Annotated in this window: 19 protein-coding genes; 9 read left to right on the forward strand and 10 right to left on the reverse strand. The window is 61.8% G+C overall.

All coding sequences use genetic code 11. The features are described 5' to 3' along the window. Positions 1–7: 7 nt before the first annotated feature. Together BMX59_RS14110 and BMX59_RS14115 are read right to left on the reverse strand one after the other, a co-directional pair. On the reverse strand, positions 8–1,354 hold the full coding sequence (locus BMX59_RS14110) for an NCS2 family permease (RefSeq protein ID WP_071490777.1): 1,347 nt from the start codon (positions 1,352–1,354) through the stop codon (positions 8–10). A 179-nt stretch (positions 1,355–1,533) separates the two neighbouring features. Continuing rightward, on the reverse strand, positions 1,534–1,968 hold the full coding sequence (locus BMX59_RS14115; RefSeq protein ID WP_071492751.1) for a MarR family winged helix-turn-helix transcriptional regulator: 435 nt from the start codon (positions 1,966–1,968) through the stop codon (positions 1,534–1,536). Between the two features lie 81 nt (positions 1,969–2,049). Between BMX59_RS14115 and BMX59_RS14120 the strand changes: the two genes are divergently transcribed. Then, the gene (locus tag BMX59_RS14120; protein ID WP_093122410.1) at positions 2,050–3,216 is read left to right on the forward strand and encodes an aminotransferase-like domain-containing protein; all 1,167 of its coding nucleotides are present in this window, start codon (positions 2,050–2,052) and stop codon (positions 3,214–3,216) included. A gap of 10 nt (positions 3,217–3,226) precedes the next feature. Further along, entirely contained in the window at positions 3,227–3,829 is a 603-nt protein-coding gene (locus tag BMX59_RS14125; RefSeq protein WP_092243169.1) for a glutathione S-transferase family protein, read from the forward strand. On the opposite strand, the gene BMX59_RS14130 is transcribed toward BMX59_RS14125, so the two are convergent. Beyond that, the gene (locus BMX59_RS14130) at positions 3,826–4,737 is read right to left on the reverse strand and encodes a LysR family transcriptional regulator (protein WP_093122417.1); all 912 of its coding nucleotides are present in this window, start codon (positions 4,735–4,737) and stop codon (positions 3,826–3,828) included. The genes BMX59_RS14125 and BMX59_RS14130 overlap by 4 nt on opposite strands. 111 nt (positions 4,738–4,848) lie before the next feature. On the opposite strand from BMX59_RS14130, the gene BMX59_RS14135 reads away from it, so the two are divergent. From BMX59_RS14135 to BMX59_RS14145, 3 genes are read left to right on the forward strand one after another with little or no spacing between them, the layout of a single operon-like run. Next, entirely contained in the window at positions 4,849–6,141 is a 1,293-nt protein-coding gene (locus BMX59_RS14135) for a CitMHS family transporter (RefSeq protein ID WP_093122421.1), read from the forward strand. Position 6,142: 1 nt separating this feature from the next. Continuing rightward, the gene (locus tag BMX59_RS14140) at positions 6,143–7,468 is read left to right on the forward strand and encodes an acyclic terpene utilization AtuA family protein (RefSeq protein WP_093122424.1); all 1,326 of its coding nucleotides are present in this window, start codon (positions 6,143–6,145) and stop codon (positions 7,466–7,468) included. Further along, positions 7,465–7,785 (forward strand): AtuA-related protein, encoded by a 321-nt coding sequence (locus BMX59_RS14145; protein WP_071490770.1) that lies wholly within the window; start codon positions 7,465–7,467, stop codon positions 7,783–7,785. The genes BMX59_RS14140 and BMX59_RS14145 overlap by 4 nt, the downstream gene beginning before the upstream one ends. Before the next feature lie 109 nt (positions 7,786–7,894). Here the strand turns inward: BMX59_RS14145 and BMX59_RS14150 are convergent, their stop codons facing one another. The 5 genes from BMX59_RS14150 to BMX59_RS14170 all read right to left on the reverse strand — a co-directional run bounded on the left by BMX59_RS14150 (position 7,895) and on the right by BMX59_RS14170 (position 10,678). Next, positions 7,895–8,266, reverse strand: coding sequence for a glutathione S-transferase N-terminal domain-containing protein (locus tag BMX59_RS14150; protein WP_093122427.1), 372 nt, complete (start codon positions 8,264–8,266; stop codon positions 7,895–7,897). A gap of 101 nt (positions 8,267–8,367) precedes the next feature. Further along, positions 8,368–8,913 (reverse strand): GTP cyclohydrolase I FolE, encoded by a 546-nt coding sequence (gene folE, locus BMX59_RS14155; protein ID WP_003236739.1) that lies wholly within the window; start codon positions 8,911–8,913, stop codon positions 8,368–8,370. Positions 8,914–8,991: 78 nt separating this feature from the next. Next, positions 8,992–9,549: a Smr/MutS family protein gene (locus BMX59_RS14160; RefSeq protein ID WP_058424628.1), complete on the reverse strand. Its 558-nt coding sequence runs from the start codon at positions 9,547–9,549 to the stop codon at positions 8,992–8,994. Positions 9,550–9,624: 75 nt separating this feature from the next. After that, positions 9,625–9,945 (reverse strand): hypothetical protein, encoded by a 321-nt coding sequence (locus BMX59_RS14165; RefSeq protein ID WP_058424627.1) that lies wholly within the window; start codon positions 9,943–9,945, stop codon positions 9,625–9,627. Positions 9,946–10,087: 142 nt separating this feature from the next. Further along, the gene (locus BMX59_RS14170) at positions 10,088–10,678 is read right to left on the reverse strand and encodes a cysteine hydrolase family protein (protein ID WP_092243189.1); all 591 of its coding nucleotides are present in this window, start codon (positions 10,676–10,678) and stop codon (positions 10,088–10,090) included. Between the two features lie 239 nt (positions 10,679–10,917). On the opposite strand from BMX59_RS14170, the gene prmB reads away from it, so the two are divergent. Next, positions 10,918–11,826 carry a 50S ribosomal protein L3 N(5)-glutamine methyltransferase gene (prmB, locus tag BMX59_RS14175; RefSeq protein WP_071490767.1) on the forward strand — a complete coding sequence of 303 codons (909 nt, stop codon included), beginning with the start codon at positions 10,918–10,920 and terminating at the stop codon, positions 11,824–11,826. 148 nt (positions 11,827–11,974) lie between these two features. On the opposite strand, the gene BMX59_RS14180 is transcribed toward prmB, so the two are convergent. Then, positions 11,975–12,781 (reverse strand): hypothetical protein, encoded by an 807-nt coding sequence (locus tag BMX59_RS14180; protein ID WP_058424625.1) that lies wholly within the window; start codon positions 12,779–12,781, stop codon positions 11,975–11,977. A gap of 99 nt (positions 12,782–12,880) precedes the next feature. After that, positions 12,881–13,843, reverse strand: coding sequence for an alpha/beta hydrolase (locus BMX59_RS14185; RefSeq protein WP_093122432.1), 963 nt, complete (start codon positions 13,841–13,843; stop codon positions 12,881–12,883). Positions 13,844–13,986: 143 nt separating this feature from the next. On the opposite strand from BMX59_RS14185, the gene aroC reads away from it, so the two are divergent. The 3 genes from aroC to BMX59_RS14200 are packed head-to-tail and all read left to right on the forward strand — an operon-like array spanning position 13,987 to position 16,776. Beyond that, positions 13,987–15,078 (forward strand): chorismate synthase, encoded by a 1,092-nt coding sequence (gene aroC, locus BMX59_RS14190; RefSeq protein ID WP_071490765.1) that lies wholly within the window; start codon positions 13,987–13,989, stop codon positions 15,076–15,078. A 10-nt stretch (positions 15,079–15,088) separates the two neighbouring features. Further along, positions 15,089–16,249, forward strand: a complete 1,161-nt coding sequence (locus tag BMX59_RS14195) for an MFS transporter (protein WP_092243196.1) — start codon at positions 15,089–15,091, stop codon at positions 16,247–16,249. Beyond that, complete coding sequence (locus tag BMX59_RS14200; protein ID WP_093122438.1) at positions 16,246–16,776, forward strand: acireductone dioxygenase; 531 nt, start codon at positions 16,246–16,248, stop codon at positions 16,774–16,776. The genes BMX59_RS14195 and BMX59_RS14200 overlap by 4 nt, the downstream gene beginning before the upstream one ends. Positions 16,777–16,979 lie beyond the last annotated feature (203 nt).

Consider the following 16,979-nt stretch of genomic DNA (forward strand, 5'->3'; position numbering starts at 1 on the left):
CTCCTCTTTATAGAAATATGAATTTCGCGATGAAAATCGCGCACAGCACCCACAGGCTCACGGAGATCTCGCGGTACTTGCCGGTACCGGCCTTGAGGGCCACGTAGGTGATAAACCCCAGGGCAATCCCATCGGCGACCGAGAACGTCAGCGGCATCATGATCGCGGTGACAATCGCCGGAATGCTGTCGGTGGCTTCATCCCAGTTGATATGGGCCATGCTCGCCATCATCAGCATTGCCACGTAAATCAGCGCACCTGCGGTGGCATAGGCCGGAATCATCCCGGCCAGCGGTGCGAAAAACATCGCGGCTACAAACAGCACGCCGACGGTGACGGCGGTCAACCCGGTACGGCCACCTGCGGCCACGCCCGCAGCACTTTCCACGTAGCTGGTCACCGGCGGCACACCGACCATGGCACCGAACACGCTGGAGGCACTGTCGGCCTTCAATGCACGGGACAGGTTGTCGATCTTGCCGTCGGCATTGACCAATCCGGCCCGTTGCGCGACGCCCATCAGTGTACCTGCGGTGTCGAACATGTGTACAAAAAGAAAGGCAAATACCACGCTGATCATGCTGACATTGAACACACCCGCTACGTCCATCGCCATCCAGGTCGGCGCCAGGCTCGGTGGGGTGGAGATGAAACCGTTGTAATGCACCAGGCCCAGGCCCCAGCCGGCGAGCGTCACGGCGATGATGCTGATCAGGATCGCGCCGAAAACCCGGTGGTAGCTGAGAATCGCGATCAGTAAAAAGCACACCGCCGCCAACAGCGGCGCAGGCTCATGCAAGGAGCCGAGCTTGATGAGGGTCGCCGGGCTGTCGACGATGATGCCGGCGGTCTTCAGGCCGATCACTCCGAGGAACAACCCCACGCCGGCACCCATGGCGTGGCGCAGGCTGACGGGGATGCTGTTGAGCAGCCATTCACGCACCCGGGACAGGGTCAGGAACATGAACAACACACCGGAGATAAACACGGCGCCGAGGGCGGTCTGCCAGGTGTAGCCCATGGTACCAACCACGGTGTAGGTAAAAAACGCATTCAAACCCATGCCCGGCGCCAGGCCCACGGGCCAGTTGGCATACAGCCCCATCAACAGGCAACCGAGTGCGGCGGCGATGCAGGTGGCGACGAACGCCGCACCGTGATCGATGCCTGCGTCGGCCATGATGTTAGGGTTGACGAAGATGATGTAGGCCATGGTGATGAAGGTGGTGAGGCCGGCGATCAGCTCGGTCTTCACTGTGGTGCCATGCAAGCGCAGTTTGAACAGGCGTTCCAGCCAGCCGTTTGGTGAGGGGGCAAGGTCCAGCGTCGGGGCTTCGGATTTGCGGCTATCCACAGCGAGTACTCCTCAAGCATTTTATTGTTATGGCCAGCGCGCAAGCGCTGAGAGGTACTGGCGGGTTTGTTGACCAATAGGTCAGGAACTCGCACGAAGCGAATTATGCTTTTGTATACAAATAAAGCAAATAATGTTTTCTATCCGCTGCACCAAATAGATGAAAGGCAACCACAGGGTCAGGGCTGGTTGGCGAGCGCCTGATTCACCGCCAGCCACCCAACCACCGCGTCTTCACCGGCGTCACTGAAGGCACGTTGCAGCAACTTCACCTGTTCGCGGCGCAGTGACTGTTCGAAGCGCAGGCCTTCCTCGGTCAATTCCAGCAGGCGTTTGCGCTTGTCTGTCTCGGACGCGACGCTGTTGACCAGGTGCATCTCCTGCAATTGGCGCAGAGGGATGTTCAGTGCCTGCTTGCTCACACCGAGCAGTTCCAGCAGTTCCTTCACGCTCAGCGCCGGGTAGCGCGCGATGAAAAACACGATGCGCTGATGCACCCGGCTCAGCCCGCGGCGCTCGAGCATTTCGTCGGCCTTGGCGGTAAACGCCTGGTAGCCGAAGAAAAACGCTTCCATCGCGGCCTGCTGGGCGGTTGGGTTTTTAAGGTCAAGCATATTGACGTATCCGTGCGAGTCGTCGTAATTTCGGTCAACCAGTTTGACGTATTTCCCACAGTCTTCGCTACCGGTGACCCCATGGCCTTCTCTGAACGTGTTACGCGCCTCAAAAGCTCCCTGATCCGTGAAATCCTCGCGGCAGCCCAGCGCCCGGAAGTGATGTCGTTCGCCGGAGGCCTGCCAGCCGAAGCCATGCTGCCTGCCTTGAACTGGGACGACATGCCGCTGAACATCGGCCAGTACGGCATGAGCGAAGGCGAACCGCAGTTGCGCGAATTGCTCGCTGCCGAGGCGCGTGCCCTGGGCGTGCCGTGCCAGGCCAGCCAGGTGCTGGTGGTCAGCGGCTCCCAGCAGACCCTCGACCTGGCGGCCAAGCTGTACATCGACAAGGGCACCCGGATCCTGCTGGAAGGCCCGACCTACCTGGCCGCGTTGCAGATCTTCCAACTGTTCGGCGCCGATTGCCTCACCGTGCCACTGGACGCCGACGGCCCGGACCTGAATGCGTTGCGTGCCAACCTTGAACGCCATCGCCCGGCGTTCATCTACCTGATCCCGACCTTCCAGAACCCCTCGGCCGTGCGCTACAGCGAGGCCAAGCGCGAAGCCGTCGCCGCCTTGCTCGACGAATTCAGCGTGACCCTGATCGAAGACGAACCCTACCGCGAACTGACTTTCGACGGCGGCAGCGCCAGACCCATCGTCGGGCGCCTGAAAAAAGCCAGCTGGATCTACACCGGCACCGTGTCCAAGACCCTGTTGCCGGGCCTGCGCGTGGGCTATCTGATCGCCAGCCCGGACCTGTTCCCGCACCTGCTCAAGCTCAAGCAATCGGCGGACCTGCACACCAACCGCGTCGGCCAATGGCAGGCCATGCAGTGGATCGGCACGGAGCAATACCAGCAGCACCTGACTCAACTGCGCGGCTTTTATCGCGAGCGCCGCGATGCTTTCCAGTCGGCGTTGGAGCGTCACTTCGTCGAGCTGGCCGACTGGCAGGTGCCCCAGGGCGGTTTATTCTTCTGGCTGACCTTGAAACAGCCGCTCGACACCCGCACCTTGTTGGCTCAAGCGCTCGACCAGAACGTCGCGTTCATGCCCGGTGAACCGTTCTTTTCCGAGCCCGACCGACACCTGGGTTCGTTGCGGCTCAATTTCAGCCATATCGACCCGGCCCGTTTGGACGAAGGTCTCAAGCGCCTGGCCGCGGTGGTCCGTCAAGCACAGCACGCGCAAGCGGCATAAGGGGAGCCCCATGTACAAGGTTTATGGCGATTACAAGTCGGGCAACTGCTACAAGGTCAAATTGATGCTCAGCCTGCTGGGCATCCCGTACCAATGGATCGATGTGGACATCCTCAAGGGTGACACCCAGACCGCCGAGTTCCTGGCGAAGAACCCCAACGGCAAGATCCCCGTGCTGGAACTGGAAGACGGCACCTGCCTGTGGGAGTCCAACGCGATCCTCAACTTCCTTGCCGATGGCAGCGAGTTCCTGCCCACCGAACCGCGCCTGCGCACCCAAGTGTTGCAGTGGCAGTTCTTCGAGCAGTACAGCCATGAGCCGTACATTGCGGTGGCGCGGTTTATCCAGTTTTACCTGGGCCTGCCCGAGGACCGCCTGGAGGAATACAAGAAACTGCACAAAGGCGGTTACAAGGCACTCAAGGTCATGGAGCGCCAACTGCAACTGACGCCGTACCTGGTGGGCGAGCAGTTCTCCATCGCCGATGTGGCCTTGTATGCCTATACCCATGTAGCCAATGAGGGTGGTTTTGAGCTGGAGGCTTATCCGGCTGTGCAGGCGTGGTTGAAGAGGGTTGCCAGCCATCCCAAGCATGTGGCCATGCTCGGTTAAACCTGTGGGAGGGAGCTTGCTCCTCCCACATTCAGTTCTTCGTTCAGCAAGTCAAAGCAGCGTTGCGCCGCCGGGCTCAGGCCCATCCCGCTGCGACTGATCAACCCGATCTCCCGGTTTACGCCGGGATGCTCGATGTGGATGCGCTTCAACCCCGCCAGGCTGTCCGCCGCCGATTCCGGCAGCACACTGATCCCCAACCCCTGGCGCACCAATGCCAGCACCGTCGACATGTAGTTGGCCTCCATGCCCGCGTTCATCGTCAGGCGTGTCTCATCGAACAGCGCATCCACTTGCTCGCGCACGCTGCTGTCGCGGCCAGTGAGGATGATCGGCTGGTCCGCCAGTTGTGCCAGGGTCAGTTTGCGATGGCGGGTCAGCGGATGACCGACCGGTACAAACGCGCACAGGCGATCGTTCAGCACTGGCACGAATTCCAGGCCATGGCTGAGCCGTGCACGCACGCCAATGCCGAAATCCACCTCGCCCGACCGCACCTGGGCGTGTATGCGATGGGCCACCAGGTCATGCAGGCGCACTTCGATTCCGGCAAAGCGCTCGCGAAACAGGCGCAGCACCGGCGGAAGGCTGCCGGCACAGACCGAGGGCAGGGCGGCGATGGTCACCACGCCTCGGCGCAACGCCGCCAGGTCGCGGGACCCGCTGACGATGTTGTCCAGGTCCAGCAGCAGTTTTTCCATTGGCCCGCGGGCCTCCTGGCCGGCGGCGGTAATACTGACGTGGCGCGGGCTGCGGTCGAGCAGGGCGACGCCGAGCCAGTCTTCCAGTTGTTGCACCTGCACCGTCAGCGCAGAAGGCGACAGATGCAGCTCATTGGCCGCCTTGGTGAAACTGCCAGTACGGGCCACGGCAAGAAACGCCTGAATGTGTTGGATACTGTTCTTCATTTTGTTTTTCCGAACACTAGCGGGTGAATATTCCAATTTACAAAGACTAACCTGCTTCCAATACTCCAGGGAAAACAATAACCGGCCAAAAAGGTCGCTCTGGAGTAACCCATGCTCGCTACCCTGGGTGTCATCACCATCCTGTGCCTGCTCGCTGCCGTCATGAGCAAACGCCTCTCGCCGCTGGTGGCCCTGATCGCCTTGCCGATCATCGCCGCACTGCTCGGCGGGTTCGGCCTGCAAACCAGCGCCTTCATCATCACCGGTATCAAGAACGTCGCCCCCGTGGTCGGCATGTTCGTCTTTGCGATCCTGTTTTTCGGGATCATGACCGATGCTGGCATGCTCGACCCCATCATTGATCGCATCCTGCGCACGGTAGGGACGCGTCCTACACGCATTGTTGTAGGCACCGCGACCCTGGCGCTGCTGGTACACCTGGACGGCTCCGGCGCGGTGACGTTCCTGGTGACGGTGCCGGCGATGTTGCCGCTGTATACGCGGCTGGGTATCGATAAGCGCATCCTGGCCTGTGTCTGCGCGATGGCGGCCGGGGTCAACTTCCTGCCGTGGACGGGCCCGGTGCTGCGCTCGTCAGCGGCCCTGCACGTGCCGGTGGCGGACCTGTTCCAGCCGTTGATCCCGGTGCAGATCGTCGGCCTGATCTTTGTGTTTGCCTGTGCCTGGTGGCTGGGCCGTCGCGAAGAAAAACGCCTGGGCCTCGGCGCCGGCTCCACGGTGGATGCGGTGCCGCAAAGGGTGCTCAGTGAAGACGATATCAAGCTGCGTCGCCCGCGCCTGTTCTGGGTCAACCTGCTCCTGACCGTGCTGGTGATGGTGGTGATGATCGCCGGCTGGGTCGACCCGGTGGTGATGTTCATGCTCGGCACCGTAGTGGCGTTGTGCATCAACTACCCGAACGTAGATGCCCAGCGTGCCCGCATCGATGCCCATGCCAAGACCGCCCTGACCATGGCCAGTATCCTGCTGGCCGCCGGGGTGTTCACCGGGATCATGCAGGGCACCGGCATGCTCAAGGCTATCGCCGAAGTAGCGGTGGCGCAGATTCCGGCGGGTCACGGCAAGTTGATCCCGGCGGTGGTGGGGTTCATTTCCATGCCGTTGAGCATGCTGTTCGACCCCGATTCCTACTATTTCGGCGTGATGCCGGTGATCGCCGAAGTCGGCAAGGCCCTGGGCGTCGACCCGCTGCAAGTGGCCCAGGCCTCGTTGCTGGGGGTGCACACCACCGGCTTCCCGGTCAGCCCGCTGACCCCTGCGACTTTCCTGTTGGTGGGCCTGTGCAAGATCGAGTTGGCCGATCACCAGCGCTTCACCATTCCGTTTCTGTTTGCCGCGTCGGTGTTGATGACCCTGACTGCGTTGCTCCTGGGAGTGATTTGAGATGAAAACCTTGCGCATCGGTTCTGGTGCCGGCTATTCCGGCGACCGTATCGAACCTGCGGTCGAGTTGGCCGAACACGGCGGCCTGGATTACCTGGTATTCGAATGCCTGGCTGAACGCACCATCGCCTTGGCGCAACAGGCGCGGATCAGCGATCCGCAGGGCGGTTACGATCCGCTGTTGAGTGAGCGCATGCGCCGGGTGCTGCCGTTTGTGGGGGTGCAGACCGGGCGCCGTCGCCTGCGGGTGATCACCAATATGGGCGCGGCCAATCCAGTGTCGGCGGCGGCCGAAGTGCGGCGAATTGCTGTTGAGTTGGGCCTGGATCTCAAGGTGCTCGCTGTGGTGGGCGACGACGTGTTGACGATGTTGCAGCCCGAGTTTCTGCTGGATAACGGCCAGAGCGTCGGCTCTTTGGGCGAACGGTTGATCTCTGCGAATGCCTACCTGGGCGTCGACGGCATTCTGCAGGCATTGCACGCCGATGCGGACGTGGTGATCACCGGGCGCGTGGCCGATCCCTCGCTGTTCCTGGCGCCGCAGATGTTTGAGTTCGGCTGGATGGCGGACGATTGGCCGCGGCTGGGGCGCGGCACCTTGGTGGGGCATTTGCTCGAATGTGCCGGGCAAGTCAGCGGTGGGTATTTTGCCGACCCGGGTTTCAAGGATGTGGATGACCTGGCGCGCCTGGGTTTCCCGCTGGCCGAGATTGATGCTGACGGCCAGGCCGTGATCACCAAGGTCACCGGCTCCGGTGGGCGGGTCAGCCGTGCCACCTGCACCGAGCAACTTATCTACGAAGTGCATGATCCGGCGGCGTACCTGACGCCGGATGTGACCGCCGATTTTTCACGGGTGTGCTTTGTCGAGGAGGGCGCTGATCGCGTTCGTGCCCAAGGTGCTGGTGGTCGTTCGCGTCCCGAACAATTGAAGGTGAGCGTTGGATATCTGGACGGCTGGATCGGCGAAGGGCAGATGTCCTACGGCGGCCCCGGTGCTGTCGCACGGGCGCAGCTGGCGCGGGATGTCGTGCTCAAGCGCCTTGAATTGATAGGCGTGAAGATGCAGGACGTGCGTGCCGAACTGATCGGCATGGACTCGCTGCACGGCCCGCGCAGCACGGTGGAGCCCTGGGAAGTGCGCCTGCGCGTGGCGGCTCGCTGTGAAGAGCGCAGCGAAGCGGTGCGCGTCGGCAACGAAGTGGAAACCCTTTACACCAATGGCCCGTCCGGTGGCGGCGGCGCGAGCAAGAGCGTGCGGCAGGTGGTGGCGGTGGCGTCGTTGCTGCTGCCGCGTGATGCGGTCAACCCGAGGATCGAAGCATGAAGCTGCACACACTGGCCCATTCCCGCACGGGGGATAAGGGCGATACGTCGAACATTTCGATCATTGCCTATCGTGCCGAGGATTACCCCTGGCTCTGCGAACAGCTGACCGTCGAGCGTGTGGCTGGTTTTTTTGCGGATCTACTGGAGCCAGGCGCCGCACCGGTGCGGCGCTATGAGCTGGCGAATGTACAGGCACTGAACTTCGTGCTGCCGGGCATCCTGCGCGGCGGTGTGACCCGCTCGCTGGCGCTGGATGCCCATGGCAAGTGCCTGGGCTCTGCACTGCTGGACATTGATTTGCCAATAATGAACTAAGTGTGGGAGGGGGCTTGCCCCCGATAGCAGAGTGTCAGTCACACAGTAAGTTGACTGATACACCGCCATCGGGAGCAAGCTCCCTCCCACATGGGTCATCCAGTGTCTGTCAGAGCGCAGCGAAACGCTTGTCGAGGTAATCGATGATCACCTTGGAGTCATACATCCAGGTGGTCTGGCCATTCTCTTCAATGCGCAGGCAGGGCACCTTGATCTTGCCGCCTTGCTCCAGCAGGGTCTGGCGGTCCTGCTCGTTGTTCTTCGCGTCCTTCAACGCCACCGGCACATTCAGGCGGTGCAGGGTGCGACGGGTCTTCACGCAGAACGGGCAGGCGTGGAACTGATACAGGGTCAGTTCCTTGGCCGCTGCATTCACCTGCGCCTGCTGTTCGGCGGGGCGCTGTTTTTTACGGGGACGGGTCAGGAAGTCGCCCGCGATGATGATCTGGCCGAGGCCGACTCGAAGTGCTTTGACCAACATGGTTTAAACCTCTTGCCCATAACTGAGGGGCGGCAGCTTACCTGAATTCTGCGGGCGAAAAAAAACCGGCGATGAACGCCGGTCTTTTCCTAAGCAGCCCGTTACTTGATCAGGCTGAGGAATTCGCTGCGGGTCGCCGCGTTTTCGCGGAACTCACCCAGCATCACCGAAGTGATCATCGACGAATTCTGCTTCTCCACACCGCGCATCATCATGCACATGTGCTTGGCCTCGATCACCACGGCCACGCCCAGGGCGCCGGTGACTTGCAACACCGCGTCGGCGATCTGGCGGCTGAGGTTTTCCTGGATCTGCAGGCGGCGGGCATACATGTCGACAATCCGCGCGACCTTGGACAGGCCCAGCACTTTGCCGCTCGGGATGTAGGCAACGTGGGCCTTGCCGATAAACGGCAGCAGGTGGTGTTCGCACAGCGAGTACAACTCGATGTCCTTGACCAGCACCATTTCGCTGTTGTCGGAGCTGAACAAGGCACCGTTGGTGACTTCTTCCAGTGTCTGCTCATAGCCGCGGCAGAGGTACTGCATCGCCTTGGCGGCACGTTTTGGCGTGTCGAGCAGGCCCTCGCGGGAAACGTCCTCGCCGAGTTGGCCGAGGATCGCGGTGTAATTCTGTTCCAGGGACATGAAACTACCTGTGGGATTTTCGCAAAGCGCAAGGTTACGGTGGCGGGCACATCGCTGCAAGCCTGACGATGGCACTTGTTACTCGTCGCGCCCTTCCATCATGGTCCGCTTGAGCATCACATACACCGCCCCCGCGCCGCCGTGGCGGGCCTGGCACGAGGTAAAGCCGAGTACCTGGGCGTGCTGGCGCAGCCAGGTGTTGACGTGGCTCTTGATCATCGGCCGCTTGCCGTCCAGCCGCACGGCCTTGCCATGGGTGACGCGCACGCAGCGGATTTCGAATTTGGTGGCTTCGGCGAGGAAGGCCCACAGGGTTTCGCGGGCTTTTTCCACGGTCATGCCGTGCAGGTCGAGGCTGCCTTCGAACGGGATCTGGCCGATCTTGAGCTTGCGCATCTGGCTTTCCTGCACACCGTCGCGGGCCCACATCAGCTCGTCTTCGGGGCCGACGTCGATCACGAACTGGTCCGACAGGCCGTCCACGGTGGTGGCATCGGTGCGCACGGTCGCGGCCTGGCGCAGCTTGGCGATCTGCGCGCGGTCGGCCTTGGGTTTGCCGGTGTCGGCGCGGTCGTGCTTGATCGGCTTGACGCCGCGCAGCTCGTTTTTGAACAGGGAAAAATCGTCGTCTTGCATGTCAGCCTCCGCGAAGGGCGGGCAGTTTACCTAAATCGCGGCGGCCGGGGCGCAGGAAACGCTATCCAAGCGCCATCAGTCGTGTTTTTTCATCAGGTGCGAAGCGATATTAAGCGACAACGGCTGGCGCATTTTTCGGCGGCTGCGCCGCCACAACCATACGCCCAACCACAGTACCAGCAGCCCGATCCCCAACAGGATAGCCGAGCCGCCAGGGCTGGCATTCAGCTCGCCAAGGGCCGGCGAGTGACCAGACAGACCGGCGCCACCAGCGCCGGCCAACAGCAGACCTACGATCGCCAGCAGCGCGGCGATGCCGGCAACCAGGCGCAGACGCCAGTTGCTCGGGCCCTTGGGGCGCAAGCGACGAGCATCAAAACCATCGGATATCTTCATTCCGACCTTTCCTCCAGGGTATCGGCCCTTCGACCGGACAATACACAGGTTGTTCCGGGGCGAGGGGTAAATGCGCCAAATGAAAAGGCTTTGCGGATGAGCGGGGCAATAAACATTGCCGCACCGCTCATCAGAAGGTCGATCAGATCAGGTCTTTGGTCAACGCCAGGGTGGCGAAGTTGTCGGCCATGATGGCCATTTCGGTCTGCTGTACGTGCGCGGCGCTCAGGATGCCGCCTTTGTAAGGCAGGTCGCGGGTAGCGCAGGCGTCTTCCACCAGGGTGCAGCGAAAGCCCAGGTTCTTGGCGGCACGCACGGTGGTGCTGACGCTGGAGTGGCTCATGAAGCCGCAGACGATCAGGTCCAGGGAACCGAGGTCCTGCAGGTGTTTTTCCAGGCCGGTGCCGTGAAATGCGCTGGGCAGCAGTTTGCCGATGATGGTTTCGTCGCCTGCAGGCTCGAGGCCCGGGATGAACTCACCTCGTTCGCCTTGCGGGTCGAACAAGCCGCCAACGGTGCCCAGGTGACGCACATGCACGATCGGGCGCCCGGCGTTGCGCGCTGCGGCGACCAGTTGCTTGATGTTACCAACGGCCGCGTCCATGCCGGAGAGGGCGAGCGGGCCGCTGAGGTATTCCTTCTGGGCGTCGATGATCACGAGGGTCGCATGGCTGAGGTTCGCAGCTGCGTAACCACGACCGCTGAGTTGAAACATCGTCTTTGGAACGGACATTCTGGGGCTCCTGTGAGGGGGGCTTTTGCGACATTGTCCACTGGCTGAGCGGTTCTGTGAATCGCTACCATCGTAAGGTACGCCGTTGTTGACGTGTAGCCATGTCAAGAGGTGGGCCTGTTTGACACAATGATGGCAATTCGGATGAAATCCGACGGATGGGCGCGGGGTTTCGTACATCGTCGGTACAGGTGAAGGCTGTTAGAATCACCAGTCGTTTTTTCCAGGAGCTTGCCCCCGTGATCACATCCCGCCTGCGCACGTTGCGCGACCACATCCGTTGGGCTGTCAGCCGTTTCCATGGGGAAGACCTGTTTTTCGGGCATGGCACTGACAATGCCTGGGACGAAGCCCGTCAATTGGTGCTCGGCGCTTTGAACTTGCCGTGGGAGATTGCCGACAGTTATCTGGACTGCAACCTGGAGGAAGAGGAAGTTTCCCATGTGCAACGTTTGCTGCACAGGCGCATCCATGAGCGCGTGCCCACCGCGTACTTGTTGAACGAAGCGTGGTTCTGCGGCATGTCGTTCATCGTCGACGAACGCGTGCTCATCCCCCGTTCACCGATCGGCGAACTGATCGAAAACCGCTTCGAACCCTGGCTGGCGCAACCGCCGGCACGCATTCTCGACCTGTGCACCGGCTCCGGCTGTATCGGCATTGCCTGTGCCTACGAGTTCCAGGACGCCGAAGTGGTGCTGGGCGACCTGTCGTTCGAAGCCCTGGAAGTGGCCAACCAGAACATCGAGCGCCATGGCGTCGATGAGCGCGTGTACACCGTGCAGGGTGACGGTTTCGACGGTCTGCCGGGCCAGCGTTTTGACCTGATCGTGTCGAACCCGCCGTATGTGGATGCCGAAGATTTCGCCGACATGCCCGACGAATACCAGCATGAACCGGAACTGGGCCTGGCCTGTGGCGATGATGGCTTGAACCTGGTGCGGCGCATGCTGGCCGAAGCGGCGGACCACCTGACCGAGAAAGGTTTGCTGATCGTGGAGGTGGGCAACAGCCAGGTGCACGTCGAGGCGTTGTACCCGGAAGTGGACTTCGCCTGGCTGGACTTCCAGCGTGGTGGGCATGGGGTGTTCATGTTGACGGCGGAGCAGTGCCGCCAACATCAGGCGGTGTTTGCCGCCCGCGTTTAACCCACCTTACTGAACGAATAGGGCCAATGTGGGAGGGGGCTTGCCCCCGATGGCGGTGGATCAGTCAGCTACTCCAAATACTGACACTCAGCTATCGGGGGCAAGCCCCCTCCCACATTCAGACCTTATTTCAAGGCATAGACTCATTTCAGCGGTGGGTGGCAATCCAGATCAACAACCCCGCCTGAAACACCGTAAACGCCACCAGGCAGGTGATGGTAAAGCGCAACCCGCTGTCCTCACGCTTGAACTTGGTGACCTTTTCCTCTTCCTTGCGCAGCTTCACTTCCTGCTCCGCCAGGTTCTGCTCAGCCTGTTGCAGCATCTGCGCGGCTTCGAGAATCTCCACGAACTGCACCTTCTCGGTGTTCCAACTGTCCAGCACATCACCGACCTTGCCCGGCTGCACATTACCTTTGAGGTGTTGCACATCGGCGTAGGCCACATCAAAGCCCTGGATGCGCAGGAAGTGATCGCGGCGCAGGCGGGTGGCCTCGTTCAAGGCATCTTTGTTGGCCAGGTCGACGCCGTCGACGCGGTAGTGTGACCACTTCTTCTTCGCCCACGCGGCGCCCTGGGCCACCAGGAAGCGACCGATACCCCGGTTGGCTGGTTCGATTTCCAGGCTGTTGCCAGGGCCGAAGTGCACACGGTGCTTGTCGTGGTCGACCCAGATATCCAGGTGGTTCTGCTCACGGCGCACGCGCTGCCCTGGCAGCTGGATGACCATGCGCAGCAGGCTGTGGTGCTTGTCATTGCGCTCGGCGTAGCCGAACTGCACGAACCGCAACGGCCGCACGCCAGTGGCACGGTCGGTGGCCAGGGGGGCCAGGCGCAGCATCTTGAAATGCTCGGCCTGGACATCCGCCCACGGCAGGGGCGCCGCGTCGACGGCCTCGGTTTTTTCAGCCGGGGTGTCGGCGGTGGATTCCGGTGTTGCTTCAGTGGTTGTCATGCGGCGCGATCCTGTCCAAGCCCAGCGAGCCGACAGTCTTTTTACTGTCGACCCAGGGCTTATCGGCCGGTTTTCCCAGGACTGGAGGCAAATAGTCGCTTAATGGGGTTGAAGTCCTTCGATAAAACGCACGACGCGGCTGCCCAGTTCGGCGGCGAGGGGTAGTTGCGGATCGTTGTAGGAGGCCAATTGTTGCTTCACATCGTTGGGCACGATGCGCATCACGTGGTTCATGCCTTCGATCACCGCCAACTGCGCGTCGGGCTTGGCCTTTTTCAATTGCTGGGCGTCGCTCACACCCACCTGGATATCGTGGGTGCCCTGGATGATCAGCGCGGGCATGCGCAACTGGGCGAAAGCGGCCGATGGGTCGGCACGGAACAGGCTGATCAGGTACGGCTGCACACTGGGGCGGAAAATACCTTCCAGCGGGCCAGGCACGTCGTTATCCACCTGGCCGGCCTTGAGGTGATCGAGGATCTCGTTGCTGCGCAGCAGCAGGGCGGGGGGCAGGTGATCGGCCAACTGCTGGCGGATCACCTGGTCTACCGGGCGTGCGCTGCCGGACAACGAAATGACGCCGGCCGGGTCCAGTTGCGGCGCGGCAAGGGCCGCCACCAAGGCCCCTTCGCTATGACCCAGCACAATCAACGGCCCCAGGCGTCTGTCGGCCTTGAGCAGCTTGCCCCAGGCCACGGCATCGGCCACGTAGGCATCCAGGGTCAGGTTGCGCTCATCCGGCGTGGCCGCCAGGCTGGCTGCGACGCCGCGCTTGTCGTAGCGCACGCTGGCGATATTGTGCCGCGCCAGCACCCAGGCCAGGCGCTTGAGGCTGTCGTTGCGCGCGCCGTCGGCACTGTTGCCGTTGCGGTCGGTGGGACCGGAGCCGGCGATGATCAGTACAACCGGGACTGGCCTGTCGGATTTGGGCAACAAGAGTGAGCCAGACAGCTCGCCACTGCCGGTGTCGAGGCTGATGGGCCTTTGCAGCACGACCGGGGAGGCGGCGAAGCCAACGCTGGAAAACAGGGTGAGGGTCAAAAGCAGAGCTCGCAGCATCATCGCGCCATCATGAGGAAGGTGCCGGTTGGACCAAGGTCTACCCGGAAGGTTTCGAGGATGAACTACTCGGTTAGCCTGCGTATACTGGCCGCCTTAAGTTATTACGGTTGACTTGATTCAACTGATTTCACGGAGCGCCCTGCATGTCCGGCAATACCTTCGGCAAGCTGTTCACTGTCACCACCGCGGGCGAAAGCCATGGCCCGGCGTTGGTCGCCATTGTCGACGGCTGCCCGCCAGGCCTCGAACTGTCCCTGGAAGACCTGCAGCGTGACCTCGACCGCCGTAAGCCCGGCACCAGCCGCCACACCACCCAGCGCCAGGAGCCGGACGAAGTCGAGATCCTCTCCGGCGTGTTCGAAGGCCGCACCACCGGTTGCGCCATCGGCCTGCTGATCCGCAACACCGACCAGAAGTCCAAGGACTACTCGGCGATCAAGGACCTGTTCCGCCCGGCCCACGCCGACTACACCTACCACCACAAATACGGCGAGCGCGACTACCGTGGCGGCGGCCGCAGTTCGGCCCGCGAAACCGCCATGCGCGTGGCCGCCGGTGCCATTGCCAAGAAATACCTGGCCACCCAGGGCATCGTGATCCGGGGCTACATGAGCCAACTGGGTCCGATTGAAATCCCGTTCAAGACTTGGGACAGCGTCGAGGACAACGCCTTCTTCAGCCCGGACCCGGACAAGGTGCCGGAACTGGAAGCCTACATGGACCAGTTGCGCCGCGACCAGGATTCCGTCGGCGCGAGGATCACCGTGGTGGCCGAAGGCGTGAAGCCGGGACTGGGCGAGCCGATCTTCGACCGCCTCGATGCGGAACTGGCCCATGCGCTGATGAGCATCAACGCCGTCAAAGGCGTTGAAATCGGTGCCGGCTTTGCCTGTGTGTCCCAGCGTGGCACCGAGCACCGTGACGAGTTGACCCCGCAAGGCTTCCTCAGCAACAACGCGGGCGGCATCCTCGGCGGTATTTCCTCCGGCCAGCCGATCGTGGCGCACCTGGCGCTCAAGGCCACGTCGAGCATCACCACGCCAGGGCGTTCGATCGACGTGCATGGCAACCCGGTGGACGTGATCACCAAAGGCCGCCACGACCCATGCGTCGGCATCCGGGCCACCCCGATCGCCGAAGCGATGATGGCCATCGTGTTGATGGACCACCTGTTACGCAATCGCGGGCAAAATGCCGATGTGCGCGTGAGTACGCCGGTGCTGGCCCAGTTGTGACGGCGCTGCTGTGACAGCCCTCCCATACTGGCGCCTCTCCAGCTTCTACCTGTTCTACTTCGCCCTCCTGGGGGCGACCGCGCCGTTCCTGGCGCTGTACTTCGATCACCTCGGGTTCTCCAGCGCGCGCATCGGCGAGCTGGTGGCCATCCCCATGCTGATGCGTTGCGTGGCGCCCAACCTGTGGGGCTGGCTGGGCGACTACACCGGCCGGCGCCTGGCCATCGTGCGTTTTGGTGCGGTGTGCACCCTGGCGAGTTTTTCGCTGATCTTCGTCAGCCATACCTACGCCTGGCTGGCCCTGGTCATGGCGCTGCATGCATTCTTCTGGCACGCGGTACTGCCGCAGTTTGAAGTGATCACCCTCGCGCACCTGCAAAAGCAGACGGCGCGCTACAGCCAGATCCGCCTGTGGGGCTCCATCGGGTTTATCCTCACCGTGGTGATCATGGGCCGCTTGTTCGACTGGCTGAGCCTGGACATCTACCCGGTGGTGGTCGTAGTCATCATGGCCGGCATCATCGGCGCCAGCCTGTGGGTGCCGAATGCGCAGCCCGCGACCCACGGCAATCGTCTGGCGGGCGACGGCTTCCTCAAGCAATTGCGCAGCCCCGGCGTGCTGGCGTTTTATGCTTGCGTGGCATTGATGCAACTGAGCCACGGCCCGTATTACACCTTCCTGACGCTGCACCTTGAACACCTGGGTTACGGCCGGGGCGTGATCGGCATGCTCTGGGCGCTGGGGGTCGTAGCGGAAGTATTGATGTTCCTGGGCATGAGCCGCATCCTCACGCGCGTTTCGGTGCGTCGTGTACTGCTGGCGAGCTTCCTGTTGGCGGCATTGCGCTGGTTGCTGTTGGGGTCGTTTGCCGAGTATTTCTGGGTGCTGTTGCTGGCGCAGGTAATGCACGCCGCCACGTTCGGCAGCTTTCATGCAGCCTCGATTGCCTTTGTGCAACGCAGTTTTGGTGCCCGGCAACAAGGCCAGGGCCAGGCGCTCTACGCCGCCCTGGCCGGCACCGGCGGTGCGCTGGGTGCGCTGTATGCCGGCTACAGCTGGAACCTGTTGGGGCCGACCCTGACCTTCAGTATCGCGAGCGTCGCGGCCCTGGCCGCCGCCCTTATCATCGGTCTTCGATTGCACGAGCAGAACCAAGGAACCCTTCAATGAGTTATGTCGCCGTCTACTGCGCTGCTTCACCGGACACCCCGAACAAGGTCCTCACCCACCCCGAGGATATTGCTGCGACCCTGGCCGAGCACGGCGTGCGTTTTGAGCGTTGGCCACCCGTTTCTATCGAGAAGGGGGCTACAGATGCGCAACTGATTGCGGCGTACAAGGCACAGATTCAAGCCTTGGGCTACGCGGATGCGCAGGTGCTCAGGGTGACGGAGGATCATCTCCAGAAGGCCGAGGTGCGTGCGGGCTTTCTTGCCGAGCGCCGCTGCAGCGAAGTTGCCGCACGTTTCATCATCGCAGGGCAGGGGCTGTTTTCCCTGCACATAGGCGATTATGTATACGCCGTGCGTTGCGAGAGAAACGACCTGCTTGTGATCCCGGCCGGTATGCCGCACTGGATTGACATGGGGGAGAACCCGCACTTTGTCACACTGCGCCTGTTCAATACGCTTGAAGAATGTATACCGGAGTTCACCGAGGACGATATTGCCAGTCGTTTCCCCGGCCTGGACGACTAATCCCCGCCGATCAAAAACTACAACCCCTTAAGGTTGGAAGTTGCTGTGGGAAGAAACTCAAACTTCTGTAAGGCTTGGATGTTTATGCGCGGGCCTGCGCCTTAATACCATTCGTTATGTAACCCTCTGCGACATCAATGTTTATGTCACCTGTCAATAGGAGGAATCCGAAGAGGGGGCGGCATGAGCCAGAGAAAGGAGAG

It is taken from the genome of Pseudomonas sp. NFR09, assembly GCF_900111535.1.
In the GTDB taxonomy this organism is placed as follows: Bacteria; Pseudomonadota; Gammaproteobacteria; order Pseudomonadales; family Pseudomonadaceae; genus Aquipseudomonas; species Aquipseudomonas extremorientalis.

Coding starts and splice junctions, on each gene's coding strand:
- BMX59_RS14115 (WP_071492751.1), bottom strand. CDS start 1,968: ATGCTTGACCTTAAAAACCCAACCGCCCAGCAGGCCGCGATGGAAGCG.
- BMX59_RS14120 (WP_093122410.1), top strand. CDS start 2,050: ATGGCCTTCTCTGAACGTGTTACGCGCCTCAAAAGCTCCCTGATCCGT.
- BMX59_RS14125 (WP_092243169.1), top strand. CDS start 3,227: ATGTACAAGGTTTATGGCGATTACAAGTCGGGCAACTGCTACAAGGTC.
- BMX59_RS14130 (WP_093122417.1), bottom strand. CDS start 4,737: ATGAAGAACAGTATCCAACACATTCAGGCGTTTCTTGCCGTGGCCCGT.
- BMX59_RS14135 (WP_093122421.1), top strand. CDS start 4,849: ATGCTCGCTACCCTGGGTGTCATCACCATCCTGTGCCTGCTCGCTGCC.
- BMX59_RS14140 (WP_093122424.1), top strand. CDS start 6,143: ATGAAAACCTTGCGCATCGGTTCTGGTGCCGGCTATTCCGGCGACCGT.
- BMX59_RS14145 (WP_071490770.1), top strand. CDS start 7,465: ATGAAGCTGCACACACTGGCCCATTCCCGCACGGGGGATAAGGGCGAT.
- BMX59_RS14150 (WP_093122427.1), bottom strand. CDS start 8,266: ATGTTGGTCAAAGCACTTCGAGTCGGCCTCGGCCAGATCATCATCGCG.
- folE (WP_003236739.1), bottom strand. CDS start 8,913: ATGTCCCTGGAACAGAATTACACCGCGATCCTCGGCCAACTCGGCGAG.
- BMX59_RS14160 (WP_058424628.1), bottom strand. CDS start 9,549: ATGCAAGACGACGATTTTTCCCTGTTCAAAAACGAGCTGCGCGGCGTC.
- BMX59_RS14165 (WP_058424627.1), bottom strand. CDS start 9,945: ATGAAGATATCCGATGGTTTTGATGCTCGTCGCTTGCGCCCCAAGGGC.
- BMX59_RS14170 (WP_092243189.1), bottom strand. CDS start 10,678: ATGTCCGTTCCAAAGACGATGTTTCAACTCAGCGGTCGTGGTTACGCA.
- BMX59_RS14180 (WP_058424625.1), bottom strand. CDS start 12,781: ATGACAACCACTGAAGCAACACCGGAATCCACCGCCGACACCCCGGCT.
- BMX59_RS14185 (WP_093122432.1), bottom strand. CDS start 13,843: ATGATGCTGCGAGCTCTGCTTTTGACCCTCACCCTGTTTTCCAGCGTT.
- aroC (WP_071490765.1), top strand. CDS start 13,987: ATGTCCGGCAATACCTTCGGCAAGCTGTTCACTGTCACCACCGCGGGC.
- BMX59_RS14200 (WP_093122438.1), top strand. CDS start 16,246: ATGAGTTATGTCGCCGTCTACTGCGCTGCTTCACCGGACACCCCGAAC.